Annotated in this window: 17 protein-coding genes; 3 read left to right on the top strand and 14 right to left on the bottom strand. The window is 34.0% G+C overall.

The features are described 5' to 3' along the window. Nucleotides 1-89 precede the first annotated feature (89 nt). From ATO12_RS17410 to ATO12_RS17395, 4 genes are all read right to left on the bottom strand, one after another. Nucleotides 90-1,748: an MBOAT family O-acyltransferase gene (locus ATO12_RS17410; RefSeq protein WP_034244181.1), complete on the bottom strand. Its 1,659-nt coding sequence runs from the start codon at nt 1,746-1,748 to the stop codon at nt 90-92. Next, a complete protein-coding gene (locus tag ATO12_RS17405) occupies nt 1,741-2,967 on the bottom strand; it encodes a GDSL-type esterase/lipase family protein (protein WP_034244179.1) in 1,227 nt (408 codons plus the stop codon). The genes ATO12_RS17410 and ATO12_RS17405 overlap by 8 nt, the downstream gene beginning before the upstream one ends. 40 nt (nt 2,968-3,007) lie before the next feature. Beyond that, nucleotides 3,008-4,516: a GDSL-type esterase/lipase family protein gene (locus ATO12_RS17400; protein ID WP_131248853.1), complete on the bottom strand. Its 1,509-nt coding sequence runs from the start codon at nt 4,514-4,516 to the stop codon at nt 3,008-3,010. A gap of 184 nt (nt 4,517-4,700) precedes the next feature. After that, nucleotides 4,701-8,153, bottom strand: coding sequence for a pyruvate carboxylase (locus ATO12_RS17395; RefSeq protein WP_034244176.1), 3,453 nt, complete (start codon nt 8,151-8,153; stop codon nt 4,701-4,703). Between the two features lie 283 nt (nt 8,154-8,436). On the opposite strand from ATO12_RS17395, the gene ATO12_RS17390 reads away from it, so the two are divergent. After that, a complete protein-coding gene (locus ATO12_RS17390; RefSeq protein WP_034244173.1) occupies nt 8,437-9,276 on the top strand; it encodes a hypothetical protein in 840 nt (279 codons plus the stop codon). Nucleotides 9,277-9,339: 63 nt separating this feature from the next. On the opposite strand, the gene ATO12_RS17385 is transcribed toward ATO12_RS17390, so the two are convergent. The 5 genes from ATO12_RS17385 to ATO12_RS17365 all read right to left on the bottom strand — a co-directional run bounded on the left by ATO12_RS17385 (nt 9,340) and on the right by ATO12_RS17365 (nt 13,783). Next, a complete protein-coding gene (locus ATO12_RS17385) occupies nt 9,340-10,440 on the bottom strand; it encodes a TRAP transporter substrate-binding protein (RefSeq protein ID WP_117590070.1) in 1,101 nt (366 codons plus the stop codon). Nucleotides 10,441-10,557: 117 nt separating this feature from the next. Then, nucleotides 10,558-11,904, bottom strand: coding sequence for a TRAP transporter large permease (locus ATO12_RS17380; protein WP_034244170.1), 1,347 nt, complete (start codon nt 11,902-11,904; stop codon nt 10,558-10,560). Between the two features lie 2 nt (nt 11,905-11,906). Next, on the bottom strand, nt 11,907-12,407 hold the full coding sequence (locus ATO12_RS17375) for a TRAP transporter small permease subunit (RefSeq protein ID WP_034244167.1): 501 nt from the start codon (nt 12,405-12,407) through the stop codon (nt 11,907-11,909). 119 nt (nt 12,408-12,526) lie between these two features. After that, a complete protein-coding gene (gene yaaA / locus ATO12_RS17370) occupies nt 12,527-13,288 on the bottom strand; it encodes a peroxide stress protein YaaA (protein WP_034244164.1) in 762 nt (253 codons plus the stop codon). 93 nt (nt 13,289-13,381) lie between these two features. Then, nucleotides 13,382-13,783: a VOC family protein gene (locus ATO12_RS17365; protein ID WP_034244162.1), complete on the bottom strand. Its 402-nt coding sequence runs from the start codon at nt 13,781-13,783 to the stop codon at nt 13,382-13,384. A 403-nt stretch (nt 13,784-14,186) separates the two neighbouring features. On the opposite strand from ATO12_RS17365, the gene ATO12_RS17360 reads away from it, so the two are divergent. Further along, complete coding sequence (locus ATO12_RS17360) at nt 14,187-15,563, top strand: glycoside hydrolase family 71/99-like protein (RefSeq protein ID WP_051575914.1); 1,377 nt, start codon at nt 14,187-14,189, stop codon at nt 15,561-15,563. A gap of 75 nt (nt 15,564-15,638) precedes the next feature. On the opposite strand, the gene ATO12_RS17355 is transcribed toward ATO12_RS17360, so the two are convergent. From ATO12_RS17355 to ATO12_RS17335, 5 genes are all read right to left on the bottom strand, one after another. Then, a complete protein-coding gene (locus ATO12_RS17355) occupies nt 15,639-15,830 on the bottom strand; it encodes a cold-shock protein (protein WP_034244160.1) in 192 nt (63 codons plus the stop codon). 161 nt (nt 15,831-15,991) lie between these two features. Then, nucleotides 15,992-17,335, bottom strand: a complete 1,344-nt coding sequence (locus tag ATO12_RS17350; protein ID WP_081802100.1) for an amidohydrolase family protein — start codon at nt 17,333-17,335, stop codon at nt 15,992-15,994. Between the two features lie 88 nt (nt 17,336-17,423). Further along, nucleotides 17,424-18,515 carry a helix-turn-helix domain-containing protein gene (locus tag ATO12_RS17345; RefSeq protein ID WP_034244157.1) on the bottom strand — a complete coding sequence of 364 codons (1,092 nt, stop codon included), beginning with the start codon at nt 18,513-18,515 and terminating at the stop codon, nt 17,424-17,426. Between the two features lie 61 nt (nt 18,516-18,576). Continuing rightward, nucleotides 18,577-19,626: an RluA family pseudouridine synthase gene (locus ATO12_RS17340; protein WP_034244154.1), complete on the bottom strand. Its 1,050-nt coding sequence runs from the start codon at nt 19,624-19,626 to the stop codon at nt 18,577-18,579. 2 nt (nt 19,627-19,628) lie between these two features. Then, nucleotides 19,629-20,225 carry a PASTA domain-containing protein gene (locus ATO12_RS17335; RefSeq protein ID WP_034244151.1) on the bottom strand — a complete coding sequence of 199 codons (597 nt, stop codon included), beginning with the start codon at nt 20,223-20,225 and terminating at the stop codon, nt 19,629-19,631. Between the two features lie 198 nt (nt 20,226-20,423). Between ATO12_RS17335 and ATO12_RS17330 the strand changes: the two genes are divergently transcribed. Beyond that, complete coding sequence (locus tag ATO12_RS17330) at nt 20,424-21,407, top strand: D-alanine--D-alanine ligase (protein ID WP_034244148.1); 984 nt, start codon at nt 20,424-20,426, stop codon at nt 21,405-21,407. The last annotated feature ends 38 nt before the right edge of the window (nt 21,408-21,445 follow it).

Genomic DNA, 21,445 nt, shown 5'->3' with positions numbered 1-21,445 from the left:
ACAAGTGGGGGTGGGTACTTATATAATTAGGGTTCGAAGAATATAGGAATAACAACTCAAATCCTTCCCCTACTCTAACGCTTTACTGTCTAAAACTGGAAATAAATAAAAGGTTGAAAATCGGCTGCATAGGTTTGGTAACAGACAATTGCTACCGCTATCACAACGACAGCTTTAACAAGCATATTACTTTTAATAAATGCGTTTTCTATCCAACCTTTGGTACGATACGGTAACCAGTGAGTAATATACCCCAAAAGCATAACAATAAATACCATACGATACTCCCATAGTACAGCCAGGGCATTCGGCCAATCCATATTAGTGACTATTTGTTGATAAAAACGATCAATGTGATCCATACTGTTTCCTCTAAAATAGATACGGGTAAACGTAATAAACACAAAAGTCAGTGCAATTCGCCATAGCAAGACATACCAGGCTTTAGATTCTTCATACGGGCTTATCTTACGCCAATATTTGTATGCTACGATTCCGATACCATTAAGTCCGCCCCAGATTACAAATTTCCATGAGGCGCCGTGCCATAATCCACCGACCAACATGGTAATCATAATATTAACATTTCTATTAAAATGCCAGGCCAATCTGGGAGAGAACAATGTAATAATAAGCATAGCACCAATTCCCGAAGCGGCCAATAGTGCTATCGAATAATCAGATATTGCAAAAACTCCTAAAAATGTAAAAATCAGTATAAATGTATAGGAAAAAATAGAGCCATTACGATTACCCCCAATAGGTATATATAAATAATCTTTAAGCCAGCTGGATAGCGAAATATGCCAACGTCTCCAGAAATCGCCACAGTGAATCGCTTTATACGGCGAATTAAAATTAACTGGTAGTTTATACCCCATAAGCAATGCTAACCCAATAGCAATATCGGTATACCCAGAAAAATCACCATAGATTTGTAGCGAATACCCAAACATCGCCATGATATTGGTAAAACCAGAAAACATCTCGGGGACATCAAATACCCGATCCATAAAATTAGCTGCAATATAATCGGCAAACAACATTTTTTTGATCAAGCCCTTTAGAATCATAAAAGTTGCCTGGCCAAAATCTTTTTTGGTAATGGTAATTTCTTTTCTGATCTGAGGCACAAAATCAGCAGCCCTTACTATGGGTCCAGCAACCAACTGCGGAAAAAAGCTAACAAAAAATCCAAAATCAATAATAGATGTTAATGGTTTGATTTGTTTTCTATAAATATCTACACTGTAACTAATCGTTTGAAATGTATAAAAAGAAATCCCAACAGGAAGAATAATTTTATCTACTGTAAAGTAATCTACCCCGCTCCAGGTATTAGTCCATTGCGCGAGGTAATTAATAACTTCGTAATCGGTCTGAAAAAGGAAATTATATGATTCTGTAAAGAAATAGGCATATTTAAAATAACAGAGTGTTCCCAGGTTAATAATCACACTTATAGCAACCAATGTTTTTTGAACCAGTACCGATCTACTTTTATAAATAGCTCTACCCAAAAAGAAATCATTTACCGTACTAAATAGTAAAATCCCAATAAAAAGGCCGCTGGTTTTATAATAAAAAAGTAAACTTATAGCAAAGAGATAAGCACTTCGTAAACTTTTTTTGCTATACACTATAGCATAAATAAAATATATTACTGCAAAGAAAATCCAGAAGTTCGCCTGTGTAAAGATCAACGGAAAATCTTCTGAAAAAGAAAATATGTCAATAAGTCTATTCATTAATTACCTGATTCAAAATAGAGTTTGGTTCTAATTGCAATTCGTTTTCCCATGAATGCGCCAGTGCCTGTAACAAAAGATCTGCTTTTATACGATATCCCATAACCGTAAAATGAATACGATCTCTAGGCATTAGTTTATTTGCATACCAATCTTTTGAAGAATTAAAACCTCCCATGATTTCATAAAAATCCCAAACCGCCATTTTTTGCTCTTTTGCTACTTCATAAATAATCTTTTGAGCAATTCTGGTTCTAGGGTTCGGAAATTTCTTTTTATAATAAGAATCATTAGGTACCGTAAGCAATACAGCACAATCGGGATTAGCCTTTTGTATTAATTTGATTAAATCTGTATAGTATGCTTTATACTCATCTGGATTAAAATCGGGGTGATATGCATCATTGGTACCAATAGATACTATAAATAAATCTGGTTTGTATAGCAATAATTGATCATCAAAAAAGCGGCATCTTTTATAATATGAAAAACTACCTCCATTCACCCCAATAGAAGTATACTGAATCCCATTATTATCGTTCATCAATTCGATACCCATCATCAAAAACTCGGCTTTTTCTTCATCTTTAATTTTGCGAATACAAAACTCTATTTCTTCAACACTTTTATGTAATGCAAATTCTATAAAGTGAGCTTCCTTATTTTCTTTAATTGCTGATACCAGCGAATCTTGCTTAAAAGATATTTCATAGTCATCGCTCCAATTATCATAAAAAATCCTGATTTTGTTAAAATCGTACATCTTTTCATGATAATTATTTCCATTCGCTATTATTTTCACATTCGATATACTGTCTTTAAAAACTGCTGTTACTCCCGATAATCCCCAGGCAACGCTATCTTTTCGAACCGAACATCGATATCCTTTCCATTCGCCATCATACTTTACTCTATAATTACCAGGATTATTGGTCTTGGCAATACTAAATGGATAAATAAATCCGCGTTGTCCTTTTGCAGTAGGGCTCATCATCTGTAGGTATGATCGTAAGCGATTCGAATAAATATCTGCTTGTATATGAGATCCCCCGATATGAAAAACGTGCAAATTTTCTTTTCCCCCTTTTGCAATGGTGTCTAATTTGCGAAAAAGTGTTTTAAATGCTGGTGAATTTTCTGCCATTTTTATGGTATTGGCTTTCCAATTCACAAAAGGATATTTATTTTGTATGGTATCTATAACATAGGTTTGTGCCATCAAAGGTAATGTTAAAAGCCATATATAAATGAATAATTTGTTACGTGTCATCATGGTTATTAGGTTCTTTGAGGTCAAGGTATAGGGCTGTAAAAAATAGTTCTGAAATTATTTTGGTTCCTTTCCAGGTAAAATGCATATAGTCTTTGGCGGTTAGTTTTTCGTCTACCCATAATTTCATCGCACCTTTTCCACCCATAGCATCATACATACTCCAATAGGCTACATTATTTTCGAGACAGGTTTTCATTAATTCAGCATTAAGATACGGCAATAATGGGTAGGTTTCCATTTTACCGTTTACCGGAAGACACATATCTGTAGGCCCTATAAATAAAACGTTGGTATTTTTTGCTCGTCTTCTAATCCAATCTATCTGCCTGACAATTCGTTTAGTATACTTGGTTACATCTGTAGAATCTTTAAGATATGGCATCGTATTACCCCCATATTGCATAATGACAATTTTGGGCCTTAGTTGCCTCATCATCTGACTATAGACAGTAGCATTAGAGCTTGTAAAAACAGTTCCCGAAGCACCACGCATCGCTACATTATCGATTTGCACTTTAGCTCCCCCATCTAATGTTAATCCATAAAAATCGGCGCTCACCTTACCTTCCAGTTCAATTTTAAGATCTGTAGGTGTAGTTGCTGTTCTTATTTTATATTGATGGTATTTACCATCTGCAATCAAATCATCTTGCTGAATTAAAACTCCACCATTATATACCGATACTTTGATCGGAAAGTTACAATTACCATAATGCAAACCTATATTGGTAAAATACCTGAATTTTGCATATGCTTTCTTAGACTTCCCTATTTTTACAGAAGCTTTGATGATTGGTAAAGAATCAACCATAGTGCTATCCGGAAGCTCTTTTTGATATGCTGTAAAACGAGAAGCAGAAAGATATGCTCCATATTTTCGATGTGAAAACTTTTTTTGGGTTGGATCAAAAAGCGCATGACGTTGCCAATTTTCGCTTGGTTCTATAATAGCACTTATTTGGTTATACACAGGTAACACAGGAAGAAACCCGGGGCCACTACCACCATACATCCCCTGAAGCCTGTTACGAAGATATCCTGTAATACGATCTCCTTCGATCTGAGAATCACCATAATGTATAATTCTACACGATCTGGAAGATAGCTTTTCTCTCAACTCATCTGCAAAACCGGGATTACTCTCTGGGTATTTGATCCTAACAATGCGAGTTGTATCAATTTTTGAGAAGTCAGGAAGCTTTTTAATTTCCTCTGTTAAGGCAATATCTTTTTTACTTTCATCGGTCTCGATATCCAGTGGAGTTACAATCTGAGTAACTTCAAGAATATCTTCTCTTGTAAGTGATGAATCTTTTTCTAATCCCAAAAACGTAGTATGCGTGGGGTATTTAACCGAAATCCCTTCATACGAGAACCCATCATCTTGTGTTTGAGCTTTTTGAACGCCTCCTTTTTGACTTAAAAACATGAGCCCAAATAATGCTCCTAATACGAATAGTATAAATAATGATATTTGAATAGGCCTGATTCTCAATGTTTCCCTGAAATGTTATTCTATTGTAAAAATAGAAAGATTTTCTAAACTACAAAGGGATCTGATAAGTAGTTGCAAACGAATAGAAAGTAGTTTTAAAACCTCACAGGTTTTTGAAACCTGTGAGGTTTATATTTTTTTGTTCTATGCTATAACAGGATAACATAGCACGAAAACGGGTAAACTATTTAAGCATAATCACCAAATCATCTGCATTGACCATTGTACCTGATTTAAGAACGATTTTCTTAATCACAGCATCTTCATTGGCTGTGATGGTGGTTTCCATTTTCATGGCTTCGATAATAAAGAGTGGGTCATTCTTTTTTATTTCCTGACCTGTTTTTACTAATATTGAAGATAATGATCCCTGTAAAGGGGCGCCTATCTGCTTGGTATCTGCTTTATCAATTTTGGCATGTATTACTTTATCTACCTTAATGGAATGGTCTTGTATCTCTACATTCCTGGTTTGACCATTTACTTTAAAGAATACAGTGACTTTACCATTATCATTAGGTTTTCCTACCGATATTAATTCTACTAACAGTATTTTCCCTTTATCCAGTTTTATAATAATTTCTTCTCCGGGTGTCATTCCGTAAAAAAAGTTTTTGGTTGGGATCGTCATCACATTACCATATTTTAAGTGATGATTATAAGCTCCTGTAAAAACTTTTGGGTACAGCTTATAAGAAAGGAAATCTGTAATATCCAGTTCTCTTCCCATACCTCTTTTAAAAATTTTGACAAACTCTGCGAATTCGATTTCAAAATCAACAGGTTCCAGATGTGCATTGGGTCTGTTTGTAAACGGTTTTTGATCTTTTAGTATTGATTTCTGAAGTTCTTTTGGAAATTCGCCAACGGGCTGCCCTAATTCTCCTTTAAACAAACTAACCACCGATTGTGGATATGAAATAGTATCTCCCCGCTCTTTTACATCTTCTATGGTTAGGTTATTACTCACCAGGTATTGCGCCATATCCCCTACTACTTTAGAACTTGGTGTTACCTTTACAATATCTCCAAAAAGCTCATTTACCTCTCCGTACATTTTAGTAATTTCATGAAAGCGATCTGCTAACCCTAATCCTTGCGCTTGTGGTTTTAAGTTAGAATATTGCCCTCCCGGAATTTCGTGTTGATATACCTCTCCTGTTCCTGCTTTTAGTCCAGATTCGAAAACATAATAATATTCGCGTACAGCCTCCCAATAATTAGAATACTCATTTAATTTAGAGATATCCATAACGTTCTCGCGCTCATGAAATCTCATCATTTCTGTTATGGCATTAAAATTGGGTTGCGCTGTTAGCCCGGATAATCCCCCTAAAGCAACATCTACAACATCTACACCTGCTTCTATTGCTTTAAGATATGTAGCAGATTGTACCGAAGAAGTATCGTGCGTATGCAGATGTATTGGAATATTAATTTCGGATTTTAATGCCGAAACCAATTCATAAGCGGCATATGGTTTTAGTAATCCTGCCATATCTTTGATTCCCAGGATATGTGCTCCTGCATTTTCGATATCTTTTGCCAGCTGAATATAATACTCGAGAGTATACTTTGTTCGATTAGGGTCTAAAATATCTCCTGTATAACATAAAGATCCTTCGGCAAGGCCCTGTGTTCTGGTACGTACATGTTCGATACAGGGAGCTATAGATTTCATCCAGTTTAAGGAGTCAAAAATTCGAAATACATCTACTCCATTCTCCCAGGATTGTTCTACAAATTTTCCGATCAAATTATCAGGATATGCCGTATATCCTACACCATTAGAGCCACGAATCAACATTTGAAGCAATAGATTGGGCATTGCTTTTCGTAGCGAACGAAGTCTTTCCCATGGATTTTCTTTAAGGAAACGAAGACATACATCAAAAGTAGCTCCTCCCCAGACTTCCATACTAAAGATTTCGGGATGGTTTTTGGCAAATCCTTCTGCCACTTTAACCATATCATAGGTACGCATCCTGGTTGCCAACAAACTTTGATGCGCATCACGCATTGTAGTATCTGTAAAATGAATTTTCTTTTCATTCTTGAGCCATGCTGCAAACTTCTCTGGTCCTAATTCGGTAAGTAAATCTTTGGTTCCTTTTGTATATCCCGAGGTTTCATCAAATTTTGGAACAACAGGTGTTACAAACGTTTTGGTATGGTCTATCTTCTTAACATCAGGATTACCGTTAACAATAATATCCCCTAAGAAATTAGCCAATTTGGTAGCTCGATTACGAGGTTCTTTAATTGTAAATAACGATTTTGTATTCTGAATAAAATTAACGGTTACCTCCCCTTTTCTAAAAGTCTCATGCCTTAGAATATTGGCTAAAAATGGCATATTGGTTTTTACACCACGAATTCTAAACTCAGATAATGCTCTTAACATTTTTCTACATGCACCATCCAGAGTTCTGCTATTTGCCGAAACTTTAACCAACATCGAGTCAAAGAATGGCGAAATGGTTACTCCCTGATACACACTACCAGCATCTAACCGAATCCCAAACCCCGAAGCACTACGATAGGTTGTAATAGTCCCGTAGTCGGGTTTAAAATCATTCTCGGGATCTTCTGTTGTAATCCTACATTGTAATGCAAACCCTGTTGTTTTTATACTCTCCTGACTTTCAATTTTGATCTGCTTATCAGATAATTTATATCCTCCAGCAATAAATATCTGGGCTTTGATCAGATCTATTCCTGTTACAATCTCTGTCACTGTGTGTTCTACCTGTACACGAGGATTTACTTCAATAAAATAGATACTTTGATCTTCATCTACCAAAAATTCTACAGTACCAATATTATTATAATCTACTGCTTTACATATTGCAAGGGCATACGTATACAAATCCTGTTTTATAGCTTCGGATACTCCAAAAGAAGGTGCATACTCGATTACCTTTTGATAGCGTCGTTGTACCGAGCAATCCCGTTCAAAAAGGTGTACCATATTACCATGATGATCTGCTACAATCTGTATTTCGATATGTTTTGGATTCTCTACAAATTTCTCTAGAAATACGGTATCATCTCCAAATGCATTTAAGGCTTCTCTTCGGGATTCTGGATATGCTTTTTCGAGTTCTTCATCATTTCGAATCACTCGCATCCCTCGGCCTCCACCTCCAGAAGCAGCTTTAAGCATTATCGGATAACCAATACGCTTTGCTTCTTTTAAAGCAATTTTTATATCTGTAAGGTCCTCCTTATTACTTTCTATAATAGGGATATTATTCTCGATCGCTACTTTTTTAGCTGTAATCTTATCTCCCAGAGAACGTAAAACTGATACTTTGGGACCAATGAATATAATATCATTTTCTAAACATTGTTGTGCAAATTCTGCATTCTCAGAAAGAAATCCATACCCAGGATGAATTGCATCTACATTATTTTTTTTGGCAACCTTTATAATAGCCTCTACATTTAAATAAGGCTTTAATGGTTCATTATTTTCACCAATCTGATACGCTTCATCCGCCTTGTACCTATGTAAAGAATATCGATCTTCGTAGGTATACACTCCTACTGTTTCTAATCCAATTTCTGTACAAGCTCTAAAAATACGGATTGCAATTTCCCCCCGATTAGCTACTAAAACTTTTTTGATTTGCATGATATAAATTATGAGTTAAAACCATTTTTAGCGAACATTCGCTACGAAGATATTCATAAGAAAAATGCTGTGCAACAGTACTATTAAAATTGATATAAATAAAACCAATCTGTGATATCTTTAACAATATTTCAATCCTAATTGATTCTATAACAATAACATCTTATAACATAACCTTAACACAAATTAACTACACTCTTTATAAGATTCTGTAGGTTATGATCGTTTACTGATCATACGTCCCACAAATAATTTTTCAATTTATTAATTAAAGCCTTTAACAATGAAAAAAAGAGTTTTTGCCTATGCAGGCCTGTTATTCATAACCTGTAGCTTCTTGCTAAGCTGTAACAATGATGACGACGAAACACAAATACCAACTACTGCAGTTACGACTTCTAAACAATATAAAGACATCACATCGGCTAATAAAGAAATCAATTCTATTGTAGAAAATGTTTTCAATACCGAAACTAATATTGGTAACAAATCTTTTTCTAATGTAAAAACACCTGAGTGTGCAACTATTACTTCTGAAGTAACAGATGAAAAGAAAACGGTTACTATCGATTTTGGAGATAATTGTGAGCTACCCAATGGCGAAGTAATTTCTGGTAGAATTCAGATGAGTTTTAGCCTTAAGCTGGATACAGAAAGTAAAATAGAAATTACTTATAGTTTGGATAAAATTGTTTATAAAGATATTACCGTAAGCGGAACTGCAACTACGATATTCTCTTTTAACAGTGATACGGGTAATACCAAATTTACTACAAATTCTGATTTTGCATTTGCATGGAAAGATGGACTTTCGGCAACTAGTAAAACAAATTTTGAAACAGAATCTTTCCCCGGAAACAGTAATCCAGATACGCCACCTAATCTAATTTTTTATAGCTTAACCACAGGTAGTAGCCTTACTCAGTTTAGTAATGGTGATCGATTTGCTGTAGAGATTACAACTCCTTTACGTGACGAAAGTTCGTGCCAATATACTGTGAGTGGTGTTATGGTAACGACAGAAAATAGCGCGGTAATTACCTTGAACTATGGTGATGGAGAGTGTGATAATATCGCAACCCAAACCGATGCAGATGGTAATGAAACCACAATAGAATTATAACAAACACCCTATAATAAGTAAAAAAACCGTTTCAAAAGAGTTCTTTTGAAACGGTTTTTTTGATCATTTCTGTATTTTATTATAATAAGCTTTTTCTGTTACTTCGGACCATTTAGATATCTTTTTTTGAAAACCAGAATAGCTCTCATACACTTCTTTAGAAAGTGGATCGTCTCCTATCATTTCCTGGATAGCTTCATCGGTAAATCCTCGCAGAGCATCCAGAGTTTCTTTAGAAAATTCGCGAATCTCAACACCTTCTTCATTCACTAATTTATCGAGATAAATCCCATTTTGTCTATCAAACTCTGCCAAAACCCATACTTGTGCACGCTTAGAAGCTGCTTCTAAAACTGCTTGTAGATGTGGAGGCAAACCATCATATAGGTTCTTATTAATAAAAAACTCGAGTTGTGAACCGGTCTCATGCCATCCCGGGGTGTAGTAATATTTTGCAATTTTATGAAATCCCATTTTATAATCATGATACGGGCCAATCCATTCTGTCGCATCGATAACTCCTCTTTCTAAGCTTGTATACACCTCACTGCCCGCAACCAAAACTGCTGCCCCGCCGGCTTTTTCTAATACTTTCCCGCCAATTCCCGGTAAACGCATTTTTAGTCCTTTAAAATCTTCTACAGAATTGATTTCGCGGTTAAACCATCCGCCCATCTGTACCCCAGTATTTCCTCCCATAAATGGTACGAGATTAAATTTGGCGTATGTCTTTTTCCATAATTCATATCCTCCTCCCGTTTCTAACCAGGAGGTAATTTGCTGGCTATTCATCCCAAATGGTACGGCTGCAAAAAACTGAGCTGCCGGGGTTTTTCCAGCCCAATAATATGCTGCTCCACATCCCATCTCTATAGTTCCCTGGGATACTACATCAAAAGCTTCTAGCGGGGGGACTAATTCTCCTCCTCCATATACTTTTATTTTAATCTGCCCATTAGACAACTCGTCTACCCATTCTGAGTATTTCTCTGCAACTTCACCTACTACCGGAAAGTTTGGTGGCCAGGTAGTCGTCATTTTCCAATAAAAAACTTTATCTGGTTTAGTCACATCATACGAAGTAGTACGCATACTTGCCGGTGGGTCTCCCAAACAAGAAAGAAATAACACTACAGTGGCTACTAAGGTCAAATACCTTAACATTTTATGCTTTTGGATGATAACAAATTTCATAAGACTTAGTACTATATTAGTAAACATCTTTAGAAATAGAAAAAGGATATTCTTTTATCGTTTCTAAAGGATATATTTTTAAGTATTCTATTTTGATATAAAAATAATTTCAGGAAAAAATACAACAACACCAACAATAATTAATTGAATGATGATAAATGGTATAATTCCTCTATAAATCTGACTGGTTTTTACATGATCTGGTGCCACACCTTTAAGATAAAACAAAGCAAAGCCAAATGGTGGTGTTAAAAATGACGTTTGCAGATTTAATGCTAGTAAAATCCCAACCCACAACATATCCATACCAAAAGCATTAAAAATAGGAGTTACTACCGGCACAATAATAAAAACAATTTCAATAAAATCTATAAAAAAACCTGCAATAAAAATCACTACCATTACCAATAGCAAAAACATAAGAGGTGTTAAATTAGATGACATAATCAATTCTTGCAGATATGCATCTCCTCCTAACGTTCTAAACACTAAGGTAAATGTCGTTGCTCCTAAAAGAATAAAAAACACCATCGATGTTAGTTTTGTAGTTTCCTGAGCCACTTCTTTTAGAATTTTAAACGAAAACTTTTTTTGAATTACAGTTAATAGAGTTGCACCAATAGCTCCGATAGCAGAGGCTTCTGTAGGAGAAGCAATTCCGGTAAAAATAGAACCTAACACCAATACAATTAAGAGTATTGGCAAGAAGAGTACTTTTAGAATTTTTGACGTAAAATCAGCTCCTCTAAATGCAGCTATCTCCTCTGCAGGAATACTGGGTGCATCTTCTTTGTGAATAAAAGACTTTATTAAAATGTATAGAATATATAGTCCTACCAATATCAAGCCTGGTAATAGTGCTGCAGAAAATAATGCTCCTACATCTACAGAGGCCGATCCTCTTGATGAGCTATTGATGGTGTCTGCTAATAATACCAATACAATCGAAGGCGGAATGATTTGCCCTAATGTTCCTGACGATGCTATCACTCCGGTGGCAAGTTCTGTTTTGTATCCTCGTTTAAGCATTGTGGGCAGGCTTATCAATCCCATTGTTACAACTGTTGCTCCCACAATCCCGGTAGATGCGGCAAGTAAAGCACCAACAATCACTACAGAAATTGCCAAACCACCACGTACACGACCAAACATCATCGCCATAGTTTCTAATAAACTCTCTGCAAGACCTGATTTTTCTAGCATAATTCCCATAAAAATAAACAGAGGAACTGCCATTAACACATAGTTATTGACTACACCCATTATTCTTGCAGGAAGTAAATAAAATGTAGACATCTGGAACGCTTCTGGAGCAAAAATAGATACCCCAAAGGCAAAAGCAACCGAAATCCCTCCTAACGTAAAAGCAACCGGATATCCTCTTAGAATCAGAATGAAGATAATTACAAATAATACTATTGCCAGGTATTCCATTTCTAATTCTTATTAAAAATAATTTGAATTGATTTCAACATATGGGATATTCCTTGAAGTAACAGAAAAACAAACCCCAAAGTAATGCAAAACTTAAGTACATATAGCGCAGGTAAGCCTCCTGGTTGAGGCGAACCTTCTCCTATCATAAAAGAAGATAATCCATAATACCAGGAAGAAACAATAACTACATAACACCAGGGAATAAGCAAAAGAGCTCCTCCTAAAAGATCTATCCAGGCTTTTCCTTTTCTAGAAAGTTTGGTATAAAAAACATCTACCCGTACGTGTTTCTCGTATTTAAAAGTATACCCAGATGCTAGAAGAAATATCATCCCAAAGAGATAAATCTCTATTTCGATCATCCAGACATATGTAAACTTGAAGATATAGCGAATAATTACATCAAGACCAATGACTATTGCCAGTAACGCTGCTACCCAACTAACCAGTACTCCTATTTTCTCACCAACTCTATCGAGAAAATTGATAATTTTTTGCATCTAATGATTTGTGTTACTAATATCTGGGTTGAAGATACTAAAATTAGATGCATTTGAAAACGGAAGTTAGTAATTGAAGATTTTGATACTTACTTACATATTACAATTACCATATTAAGTTACCGTACAAAAACCAATTCATTGGGCTTAGTCGTATATTCTTCACTAAACCCATATCCTTCATAATTAAACCCTTTTAAATCTTCAATAGTTTCTGCACCAGTATCTATAATATAACGAACCATCATCCCTCTGGCTTTTTTGGCAAAGAAGCTTATCATTTTAAGTTTGTCTCCTTTCCAATCTTTAAATTGTGGAGTAATCACAGGTACTTTTAATGCTTTTTTATCGATTACGCTAAAATATTCATTACTTGCCAGGTTAATAAACAATTCATCATCCTGTAATTCATCATTGAAATACTGGGTAATTGTTTTTTTCCAAAACTCGTATAAATTATTTTTTCGCCCCACTTTTAATTTAGTCCCCATCTCAAGACGATAAGGTTGCATTAGATCTAAAGGTTTTAGAACTCCGTACAATCCAGAAAGTATTCTTAATTGATCTTGTAATGCGTCTATTTTTTTTTCGGGAATAGTATACGCATCTAATCCGATATACACATCTCCATTAAATGAATATACCGCAGGTCTTGCATTTTCTTTTGTAAACGGGAGATGAAACTCCTGATTACGTTGCCAATTAAGTTGTGCTAACTTATCACTTATACTCATTAGTTCAGACAATTTTTTGGGTGTCTTTTTCTTTAATACACTATTTAACTTTTCTATTTCGGTAAGAAAAGTCGGAGCCGTATACTGCTGAGTTGGCAATGTGGTTTCAAAATCCAATGATTTAGCGGGAGATATTACAATTTTCATGTAGGTGACTTTTTTGTTCTTCAAAAATACAATTGTCTATCGACAATTAAAATCTATACCTGTATTTATTCTCTATTTAGGTATTTGCAAAAGTTATTTTGATTTCAGAATATATTCTTCTATCTGTTTAGCAAAAGTTTCTTCATCCTTAAATGCGATTAGATTGCTATCGGGGTCGTAGAATTTTGCTACTTTTCCCCAATGATGTTCCTGATAATCAACGGCTACTCCTTTTTTCTTTAAATCGTTTGCTACTCTTTGTACATCATCTACATTTATTCGTATACAGCTAAATGCCTTTGCGTTTATTTCAGTCATTTTCAAATAATCTTCTCTATCTTCTTTTTCAACCATTAAATAAGTGCCATGCAAATCAAAACATGTTAATTCATTATTTTGAAATAAAATAGGTAGCTCTAAAATAGTTTTATAAAACACAATAGATTCCTCATATTTTTTAACATATAAAATAATCCCGGTTCTTTTAATTTTCATTCTAAAAGGTTTTATGATTAAAGTAAGAGATATTATGAAAATCATAAATGAATCAAGGTATTTCTTATCTATTGTAGTATTGATGATCTCTATCTATAGGTTATCATTATTGAAGTGAAGTATCATTAGCAGGTATTAAATTTTATTTGAAATAAATATAAATAACTGATTTTCAGATAATAAAAAATAAAAAAACAGCATATTTCTTTTTAGAGAAAAAGAATTTAACTAATTTTAATGCAAATAACGTATTACAAAGAGGGGAAACCCTCACTTTCGTCACAAAAGCATGAACTCTGATGTATTAAACATTAGAACACATTGTCTAATTATTCACAAATTTTCTTCTAAACATAAAAACTCTTTAGACATTTTGTTTAACGTTTAATTTAATATTTGTGATATGTTACGATCTTCGAGTACCTTTATTTTTTTCCTTTTTCTTATTATTTTTTTCTTTTATTCTTGTGAAAAAGAAGACATTACTTTAATTGAACAACAACAGATTGAAGAACAATCTGCAGCAGAAGTTGTTCAGGACACAACATATACCGATGCCGAATTATTAAAAGTTCTGGAGGAAGAAATAGAATTTCTAGAGCTTGAGAAACAGGGGTATATTGTTGATATTTCTGGTATGGATGTGGTTAAAGAGAATCCAAAAAAAGTATATGTACATTATCTACCCTGGTTTCAAAATAAAGATTTTGACGGTTATTGGGGACAACACTGGACAATGACCAACCAAGATCCCGAAATCAAAGATGAAAATGGAAACCGGCAAATAGCCTCGTATTATTACCCTGCTATTGGTCCATATTCTTCTAATGACCCTGATTTACATGAATATCATTTTTTAATGATGAAACTTTCGGGAGTAGATGGGGTAATTTTTGATTGGTATGGTAGTAGAGATGTACATGACTATGGATTGATAAAAAAGTCAACAGAAACTTTTATTAATACTCTTGAAGATTTAGGTCTTGAATTTTCGATTATGTACGAAGATCGTGTCGCTGCCCAAGCTGTAGAACAATCTATATCTACAAATATCATAGAAGCTGCGCAAGAGGATTTTACATATATTAACGACACCTATTTCTCTAGCCCCAAATACATGCAATATAATGGCAAAAATATGTTATTTGTATTTGGTCCTCATCATCTCACCACAGAAACCGAATGGAATCTGGTATTTGATATACTCCCTACAGAAAATCGCCCAAACTTTTTGACGTTATGGGCAGCAAGTGATCGTGTTGGAGTGAATGCTTCTGGAGAATTTTTATGGGTGGATAAAGATCATTTACTCGCTCATCAAAATTATTATGATACCTATCAAGCATCTAATGTAATAACCGTGGGATCTTCTTATCCTGGTTTTAGGAGTTTTTATACAGAAGGAGGATGGTCTGATGGTAGTAATGATTGGACTATTGACCTTAATTCTGGTCACACTTTTGCAGAAACTCTTAATTATACACATCACGAACTTGCAGACTTTATTCAAATCATTACCTGGAATGATTTTGGCGAAGGTACTATGATAGAACCTACACAAGAGTTTGGTTTTACCTATTTACAACTCTTACAACAATATACAGGGGTTTCTTTTTCTCCTAATGATCTGCAAGTAGCTCTGGATCTGTATCATATCAGAAAAAAATTTAAGAACAACGAAGAAGTACAAAATATTTTAAATCGTGCATACAAATACATAAAACAACTTGATATGCAGCGTGCTGATAAGGTTTTAAAAGCTGTTAAGCGATTTTATTGAAACCGGTATATTATTATAAAATGGAAAAAGCCTGTCTAATCGACAGGCTTGTGTTTTAAAAAAGTTAAATGTATATTATAATACTTTCACGTTTACCGCGTTCATTCCTTTTTTACCTTCTTTAAGGTCAAACTCTACTTCGTCACCTTCACGCACTTCGTCGATTAAACCTGAAATGTGTACAAAATGATCTTTGTTTGATCCTTCTTCTGTTATGAATCCAAATCCTTTGGAGTCATTAAAAAATTTTACTGTTCCTTTGTTCATTATAATTTATTAAAAAGCAAAGGTACTATTATTTGATCAGTAATCCTTATTTATTTCAAAATAAAGTTTTTAGTAACCTTTATTTAATATGCTCTAAATATGATGATAATGAACTAAATAATTATATCAAACTTAACTTATTAATTAAAACATTAAGGGATTTACTTTTCTTTTTTCTTTTTAGCACTATACTCATATTCTACCTCTTTCAGCATTCTATCTAATTCATTTCTTGCCAACCATTTCCCTTTAATCATCACACCTTCAATAGTTTTTGTATTTCGAATATCATCTAAAGGATTTTTATTAAGTAGCACCAAATCTGCTTTTTTGCCTTCAGTAACTGTTCCACTTACTGCTATTCGATTCAAATATCGGGCGGGGTTCACCGTGGCTGTTTTTAAGGTTTCGTAAGGTGAAAGCCCGGCACTACAGATTAATTCTAATTCTCTATGTAATGAAAACCCTGGCAAAAAAAGACCGTAAGTATCGCTTCCGGCTAGTAAAAACACTTTTTCATCATTTAATATTTTTGTAAATCTCTTCTGCCATTGTAATTCTTTACTAAGACGAATAAGAGATTCTGACGCAGTAAACCAGGTATTGGTACGGTAATGAATGCTATCAGAAGTACAGTATGCTGCATATGCCTTAGGAAGGTATTTTAACTCATCGCTTTTTTTAAGTATTTCGAATTTTTTATCATCTGCATATCGGCTGATCATTTCAAAAACACCTAAAGTTGGAGACACATATACTCCACTTGTTTTGATCTGTTTGGCCGCTTGTTTTAGATAATCTGTATCTGCTTTTTGCGAGGTATTAAATATATTCATAAACTCTTCTATATGCGCTATAGATTTCATTCTAAGAGAATATTCTAATGGAAGTTTTCTTTGACCGTGACCAATAACGGGAATATTATATTTATGAGTTTCTTCTAGTAATTTTAGATATATCTCTTTAGGAAGATTATCTGCCAATTTTAAAAAATCATATCCTTTTTCATGGTGTTTTTTTACTATACTAATTACATCTTCAATAGTTTGCAAATGATTAGTTTTTAGATAAGGCCCGGTAGTAACATAATAAGGTGCTAATATTTCATTAGTATTTGCTTTTTTACGAATAGCAATTTGATCCTGTCCTTCATATTCTGCCATATTTCTAGCCGTTGTTACTCCATTAGCTATTAAAAGTTTAAACTCATTGGTTGCATTGTTTTCCAGGTGAAAGTGCATTTCTGCTAAACCAGGAATCAGATATTTACCTTTAGCATTAATAGTTATATTGATGTTTTCTGAAGGTTTTTGAGAAGCTGGTTCTATTGCAGCTATTTTTCCATCTGCAATAATCACTCTTTGATTAAACAATACCACCTCTTTATGCATTGGGATTACATTTACGTTTTCAAAAGAGATAGTTTCGGTTTGCGCTTTGCTCACAACAGCAAAGAAAAAGCAACATAGTAAAGAAAATACTATATGACTATTTGATTTACACATATTTATTTGTTTTAGTTTATATGCTGCAAACCTATCTTGATAGTATATTTTTATCGTTCTATATTGTCAGAATATGAGGAATCCGAACCTATTGATTTTGTTTTTTAAACTCGTTAGGAGACAATCCTGTTTCCTTTTTAAAAGCTGTGTAAAAAGTAGTTTTAGAATTAAATCCGGCCTCCAGGCCAATGGCTAGAATACTATATTTATCAAATTCAGGATCCAGAATCATTTGTTGTATATCTTTTACCCTGTAACTATTTATAAATTCTGAAAAATTTTTATTACTTGATTTTTTGATTTGTTCTGAAAGATACCCGCTACTTATCCCAAGCTTTTGAGCCACGCTATCCCGGCTAATGTCTGGGTTATGATGAATATTTTCGCGCTCTATCAATACTAATAGTTGTTGCATATAGGAATTTACTTCGTTTTTAGATGCTTTTTTGTTGATTTTAGACCGTTGTAGTTGATTTCTAATTTCATACTGATCGTTAGATAGCTTAAACTGATAAAGTCCTTTATAGATAAGCCAATACATAAAAACAGAAACCCCCACCCACAAATATGTTAATGGCATTTTATAATCATACATAAACCTATATACTTCTAAAATAACTCCATAAATTTCTAACAGAGAAATAAAAACCCAGATTCTCTTTATCCATTTTATGCTAAACGTTGTTTTTGAATAGAATAAATACCTAAATGATATTACCATAAAAACGATTGGAAAAATAACAGATAGTATGCTTATTGTTTTATAAAAGAAAAAAATGATTTCTTTTTTATGAGGTATGACGATTTCATAAAGGCCAAAAATCGTATCCAGAGATATAATACTATTAAGTAGACTTAAGACAAAAAAAGGAATGTACAGAAAAAAAGCTGTACTACTGTTTGCCAGGGGATGCTTTACTTTTTTTATAAAAAACACCAATAAAGTAACCGGATACAAGAATTGCCATAAAAACAGATCCAATATTGAAATCAGTACTGGGTTTTTTCCTAAATCCCAAAACCAATTATTTAATCCTATAACGGATAATATAATTAGAGTATATGCCAAATAGGCGTTGTCTTCATTTTTAAAAAACCTCGAAAATAAGATTATTAACCCCAGGACAAAACCATGAATAACTCCTATAAGAATAAAGATTTCTAAAAAAGAAATTTCCATTATCTGGATGTTTTAAAAGCTAAATTGTTATTTGAATATATCAAATGTAGGTATTACATCTTTATTCCCCAGATAATTGATTTTTAGCATATTTTTTCCAGCGTTCTATACATTGTTGCATATCTTCCGGAATCGGGGTTTCAAAATGCATATGCTCTTTAGTTACCGGGTGTTCAAAACCAAGAGTTCTGGCATGTAAAGCTTGTCGGGGTAAAACTTTAAAACAATTTTCTACAAACTGTTTGTATTTGGTAAACGTGGTCCCTTTTAATATTTTCTCTCCGCCATAGCGTTCATCATTAAATAAAGTATGACCAATATGTTTCATATGCACTCGAATCTGATGTGTCCTCCCTGTTTCTAATCTACAAGAAACCAAGGTAACATATCCCAATCGTTCTATAACTTTATAATGTGTGATTGCCGGTTTTCCTTTATCGGCTTCATCACCTTCAAAAACAGTGTTTTGCAATCTATTTTTAGGATGTCGTCCTATATTGCCTTCTATTGTACCTTCATCTTCGGTTACATTACCCCATACAATCGCAACATATTCGCGTTGACTAGTTTTATCAAAAAACTGTTTCGCCAGGTGCGTCATAGCTTCTTCTGTTTTGGCAATCACTAACAACCCGCTGGTGTCCTTATCAATACGATGTACTAATCCTGGCCGATTACTACTATTATTAGGAAGATTATCAAAGTGATAAATCAGCGCATTAATTAAAGTTCCCGAATAGTTGCCATGACCTGGGTGCACCACCATTCCTGCTGGTTTATTAACAACCAATAACACATCGTCTTCGTATACAATATCTAAAGAAATGTTCTCTGGCGTTAGTAAGTTTTCATAAGGAGGGTGAGAGAACAATACTCGAACAATATCATTTGGCTTTACCTTATGATTTGATTTTACCGGAATATCATTTACAAAAACACTTCCATTTTTTGCGGCCTGTTGTATTTTATTACGGGTTGCATTTTCTACAAAATTCATTAAAAACTTATCCACCCTTAACGGTACCTGTCCGGCTCCGGCCACAAACCGATGATGTTCATAGAGGTCATCCTCACTAGCATCAAAACCTCCTGTATCTTCGTTTTCTTTCACAATTAATTAGATAGATTTATCGTTCCTCCTTCTCCGTTCCCCAGAACCAAATCTATAACAGAAGTCTTCATTAATTTTGTTCCTGGTTTTAACCGTTTACCATTATGTCTTAATTCTAATACCATATCTCTCGCAATATTGGGTTGATAGGTAACAGAACCTATTTTAAAACCAAGAGCAACCAATTTTGGTTCTGCCTGTCTTCTGGTTCTTTGTATTACATTAGGGACTTCTATCTTACGGTAACCCGATGGATTTAAGGTAACATATATCTTACGATTTTCTTTTACCTCGCTACCCGCAACAGGGTTTTGTTCTAATACAGAATATCTTGGATAATCAGGATTAAAGTTTGCAGAATCCTGAACTTCGTATCTCAACTCTTTTTCTTCTAGTATCTTCCCTACCTCATCCAATGTCTTTTTACTTAAGCTGGGGACTACAATACGTTGATGATGATTTGTTGTACTTTCTAGCCACTCTAGTGCAACATAAGATATAATAGCGAGCATTGCTACCGCTATAACCAATTGTATCAAAAATATTTTACTATAAATAAATTTGAATAGACCCCTGAAGAAATTTATAAATGCACTCATCTGTTTTATACCTGTTATTGTTATAGTCAAACACAATCTTCCTGATCATGTAAGCAAATTTTACTAATAATCACTTTAATTATTAGTATTAACTTTATTGTAATGGCTTATTTGATAATTTGGACAAATATATAAAAACGGAAAGTTTTAAGCTTTTCTTATAAGATAAATGATATTTTTGTTTTCAAAAGTCACTCTATGAAGAAAAATATTGCCATTTTAATGGGTGGGTATTCTAGCGAGTTTGAAATCTCGATTCAAAGTGGAAATGTGGTATATAAATACCTGGACAGAGATTTATATATTCCGTTTCGTGTTCATATAACAAAAGATGGTTGGTATTATGTAGATGATCACGATCAGAAGTATAGTATTGACAAAAACGATTTTTCGTTAACCTTAGAAGGTTCTAAAATTACTTTTGACGCTGCTTTTAACACAGTGCATGGTACCCCAGGTGAAGACGGTTTGCTACAGGCATATTTTGAATTAATTGAAATCCCACAAACGGCTTGTGATTTTTATCCTGCAGCACTTACTTTTAATAAACGAGATTGTATTAGTACTTTAAAACCTTATGGAATACCTACTGCCACTAACTATTTTTTAAATAAAGGAGATACTATAGACAGCAAAGCTATTATAGACACAGTAGGGTTACCCTGCTTTGTAAAAGCGAATAAAGCTGGTAGTAGTTATGGAGTTTCTAAAGTTAAAACTATAGAAGATCTTCTACCCGCAATAGAAGTGGCTTATAAAGAAGATGATGAGATTATTATAGAGTCTTTTTTAAGCGGAACCGAAGTGTCTGTAGGAGTTATTCAACATAACGGAAAAGATACAGTATTACCCATAACCGAAATTGTATCCGAAAATGAGTTCTTTGACTACGAAGCCAAATACATGGGGAAATCTGAAGAAATCACTCCTGCCCGTTTATCTGATGAGGATACTCAAAAAGTTAAAGATTTGGCCTTAAAAGTATATCAGATTTTAAAAATGAAAGGATTTTCGAGAAGCGAATATATTTTTCATCACGGAGAGCCTTACTTTGTAGAAATGAACACTAATCCCGGATTAAGTGAAGCCAGTATCTTACCTCAACAAGCAGAAAAAGCCGGAATTAGCCTAAAAGAATTATTTTCTAATGCTATAGAATCCTGTATACGTTTACAAAAATAGAAGTGCAGTCTATAAATCTATAATTTGGATTATCTTTG

It is taken from the genome of Aquimarina atlantica (assembly GCF_000626715.1).
Taxonomy (GTDB): domain Bacteria; phylum Bacteroidota; class Bacteroidia; order Flavobacteriales; family Flavobacteriaceae; genus Aquimarina; species Aquimarina atlantica.
This window is presented reverse-complemented; position numbering and strand designations above follow the sequence as displayed.

Coding starts and splice junctions, on each gene's coding strand:
- ATO12_RS17410 (WP_034244181.1), bottom strand. CDS start 1,748: ATGAATAGACTTATTGACATATTTTCTTTTTCAGAAGATTTTCCGTTG.
- ATO12_RS17405 (WP_034244179.1), bottom strand. CDS start 2,967: ATGGCACAAACCTATGTTATAGATACCATACAAAATAAATATCCTTTT.
- ATO12_RS17395 (WP_034244176.1), bottom strand. CDS start 8,153: ATGCAAATCAAAAAAGTTTTAGTAGCTAATCGGGGGGAAATTGCAATC.
- ATO12_RS17390 (WP_034244173.1), top strand. CDS start 8,437: ATGAAAAAAAGAGTTTTTGCCTATGCAGGCCTGTTATTCATAACCTGT.
- ATO12_RS17385 (WP_117590070.1), bottom strand. CDS start 10,440: ATGTTAAGGTATTTGACCTTAGTAGCCACTGTAGTGTTATTTCTTTCT.
- ATO12_RS17380 (WP_034244170.1), bottom strand. CDS start 11,904: ATGGAATACCTGGCAATAGTATTATTTGTAATTATCTTCATTCTGATT.
- ATO12_RS17375 (WP_034244167.1), bottom strand. CDS start 12,407: ATGCAAAAAATTATCAATTTTCTCGATAGAGTTGGTGAGAAAATAGGA.
- yaaA (WP_034244164.1), bottom strand. CDS start 13,288: ATGAAAATTGTAATATCTCCCGCTAAATCATTGGATTTTGAAACCACA.
- ATO12_RS17365 (WP_034244162.1), bottom strand. CDS start 13,783: ATGAAAATTAAAAGAACCGGGATTATTTTATATGTTAAAAAATATGAG.
- ATO12_RS17360 (WP_051575914.1), top strand. CDS start 14,187: ATGTTACGATCTTCGAGTACCTTTATTTTTTTCCTTTTTCTTATTATT.
- ATO12_RS17355 (WP_034244160.1), bottom strand. CDS start 15,830: ATGAACAAAGGAACAGTAAAATTTTTTAATGACTCCAAAGGATTTGGA.
- ATO12_RS17350 (WP_081802100.1), bottom strand. CDS start 17,335: ATGTGTAAATCAAATAGTCATATAGTATTTTCTTTACTATGTTGCTTT.
- ATO12_RS17345 (WP_034244157.1), bottom strand. CDS start 18,515: ATGGAAATTTCTTTTTTAGAAATCTTTATTCTTATAGGAGTTATTCAT.
- ATO12_RS17335 (WP_034244151.1), bottom strand. CDS start 20,225: ATGAGTGCATTTATAAATTTCTTCAGGGGTCTATTCAAATTTATTTAT.
- ATO12_RS17330 (WP_034244148.1), top strand. CDS start 20,424: ATGAAGAAAAATATTGCCATTTTAATGGGTGGGTATTCTAGCGAGTTT.